The 2,381-nt window shown below is 50.0% G+C and carries 2 protein-coding genes and 2 pseudogenes; 2 read left to right on the top strand and 2 right to left on the bottom strand.

The window, feature by feature from the left end:
- Window positions 1–230, bottom strand: a pseudogene (locus QUB68_RS29880) (photosystem II D2 protein (photosystem q(a) protein)); the annotation flags it as partial.
- Window positions 231–539: 309 nt separating this feature from the next.
- On the opposite strand from QUB68_RS29880, the gene QUB68_RS29885 reads away from it, so the two are divergent.
- Together QUB68_RS29885 and QUB68_RS29890 are read left to right on the top strand one after the other, a co-directional pair.
- Window positions 540–812: a hypothetical protein gene (locus QUB68_RS29885; RefSeq protein WP_332998553.1), complete on the top strand. Its 273-nt coding sequence runs from the start codon at window positions 540–542 to the stop codon at window positions 810–812.
- Window positions 809–1,507, top strand: a complete 699-nt coding sequence (locus QUB68_RS29890) for an energy-coupling factor ABC transporter ATP-binding protein (protein WP_442923142.1) — start codon at window positions 809–811, stop codon at window positions 1,505–1,507. Before QUB68_RS29885 ends, QUB68_RS29890 begins: the two co-directional genes overlap by 4 nt.
- 41 nt (window positions 1,508–1,548) lie before the next feature.
- Here QUB68_RS29890 and QUB68_RS29895 read toward each other — a convergent pair.
- Window positions 1,549–2,238: pseudogene (locus QUB68_RS29895) on the bottom strand (IS1 family transposase).
- Window positions 2,239–2,381: the final 143 nt, after the last annotated feature.

The raw sequence follows: 2,381 nt of genomic DNA on the forward strand, positions 1-2,381 counted from the left end.
GCGACGGTGAGGAAGTTGGCTCCTTCGAGGTAGGAGCTTGCCAAACCGTGGGTGTACCAGGATGTGACGAAGGTGGTTCCGGTCAACCAGCCACCAATTGCCATGTAGGCGCATGGGAATAGCAAGATACCAGACCAACCTACGAAAACGAAACGGTCGCGTTTGAGCCAGTCATCGAGGACATCAAAGACGCCTCTTTCGTTCTGGGCGCGTCCGACTGCGATTGTCATTACGCAAATCTCCAAATGGATATAATTACAACGGATATGTGTCTAGTCAGATTTTCCAACTGTTACCTCTGCTAAGCAGAAAACAAGTTGGATTATGAACAGACTTTACTTTTCTTTACCGTAATCACGATTATACGGGTAATTCTTTACAAGAGCAAGCATTTCTTAATAATTTTTCCTGATTTTCAGTGATTCCCTGAGTCTCGGGAGTCTGGGAAGCCTCGGAAGTCCCCAAAGTTCATCGTCTACATTTCGGAACTTCTACTATATATACTGAGGATAGATTCCAGACTTAGGTTTTAAGACTATATGTTCAGCATTGACATCATTGTGAAGAGCACGCCCGTGTCGCTTTCTGTGCAGCGGAAGTTGGAAGAGGACGCTGTGACAGTTTATCAGGAGGTTTTGGAGGCGATTCGCAACTCCCAACCGCAAATTTTGGAACTTACCTGTGAGAAAAATCCTGAGAAAAAAGTAGCTGTCCTTAGCAGCGAGATTTCTGGGGTGGTGGTTTCTCAGAAATCGGGGACTTCATCTACAGGCAGATCCCCGGGTTTTGTTTCGATGTCGGCAGCAGAATGAGGGCTGGGGGTGTTGATGCCGATATGAGCCAGTCAGCGGTTGCTGTGCGGGATTTGTGTTTTAGCTGGCCGTCGGGCGATCGAGTTTTGCAAGGTTGCTCTCTGGATGTACCCAAGAGCGAGTTTTGGATGCTGTTGGGTACTAACGGTAGCGGCAAATCTACGCTGCTGAGGCTGATAGCTGGGCTGCTGCACCCCCAATCGGGCGAAATTGACCTGGGCGGGCGTGTGGGTTTTGTGTTCCAAAACCCGGATCATCAGTTGGTGATGCCGACGGTGGGTGCGGATGTGGCTTTTGGTTTGGTGGAGGAAAAGCTTTCTAATCTTCAGGTGCGCCAGAGGGTGGCTGAGGCTTTGGAGGCTGTGAATTTGCTGGATTTGCAGCGGCGGCCGATTTATGCTTTGAGTGGGGGCCAGAAGCAGCGAATTGCTCTGGCTGGGGCGATCGCCCGTCACTGCGAAATTTTGCTGTTAGATGAACCGACGGCTTTGTTAGATCCTGATTCTCAGTTGGATTTGGTGGCGGCGGTGCAGCGGTTGGTGAAGGATCGCGGGATTACGGCTTTGTGGGTGACTCACCGTTTGGATGAGTTGAATTATTGTGATGGGGCTTTTTTGTTGGAAAAGGGCCAGGTTGTCGATCGGGGCGATCCCGCGCGTTTGAAGCAGCGGTTGATGCAAAGTCAAGATGTTTAGCTGTCAAGAAACTTTAGGGCGTTACTGAATAGAGAGATGAATCAAGCAGGAACCGGAACATCCCAGAACCGGAGATAGTGCAGTAGCAAGCGAACCCAGTGCCTCAGCATTTTTTCAGACTGCCAGTAGCACAAAGTCTTGCGATGTAGTCGAGATCGTGCCGCAACCTGGTGTTCTCTCCCTCGACTCGCCTCATGTCAGTCTTGTTAACAATCGGATCGCCGTCTGGAATAAAACCAGGATAGACCAATCAGCCATTCGTGACTCTGTGAAGGTATATTGCCAACCCGCAACCATCGCCCACAACGGCTTGAAGGTTGCTGCACTCTGGTCACCCAAAACGAGCGCCTAACATTCCGGGCTTGAAGTGGTCAACCGCCTAGAGAGAGCCAGATCTTGTTTTTTTTTAGCAATCAAGGTTTCTAGTTCATCCAGTTCCCCGACTTGGGGAATCGTTTCGCGATCGTAGGCATCAGGAAGCAGTGCTCCGACTTGTCTGACGCAGGTAATCACGGTGGTGTAATGCCCGCCTTGCACTCGCTCAATGGCTCAGAAACCCATGCCATTGAGCGACTGTAAGGCAGTGCTGTTTCATATCATCGCTGTAGTCGCGCTGGGCTTCATAGCACTCCAAGAACTGACGACCGCGATCGACACAGATGTAATGAAAGTTTGTCTTGGGGGTCACCATTTTTAGGAATATGCCTAGACTTGCACTCAGGATATGACATCAGAAACACTTTGAGTTGATCTCTCCATCATGCAACGCCTGGGTTCTCTATATATATGTGGCTGAAATCAACCAACAACCTGGTGCTGTGATAGTGCAGTGGGGGCGATCGAACCTAACCAAAGCCTGACCTCCGAGTCAGTC

This window comes from Microcoleus sp. A006_D1 (assembly GCF_036702805.1).
Taxonomy (GTDB): domain Bacteria; phylum Cyanobacteriota; class Cyanobacteriia; order Cyanobacteriales; family Microcoleaceae; genus Microcoleus.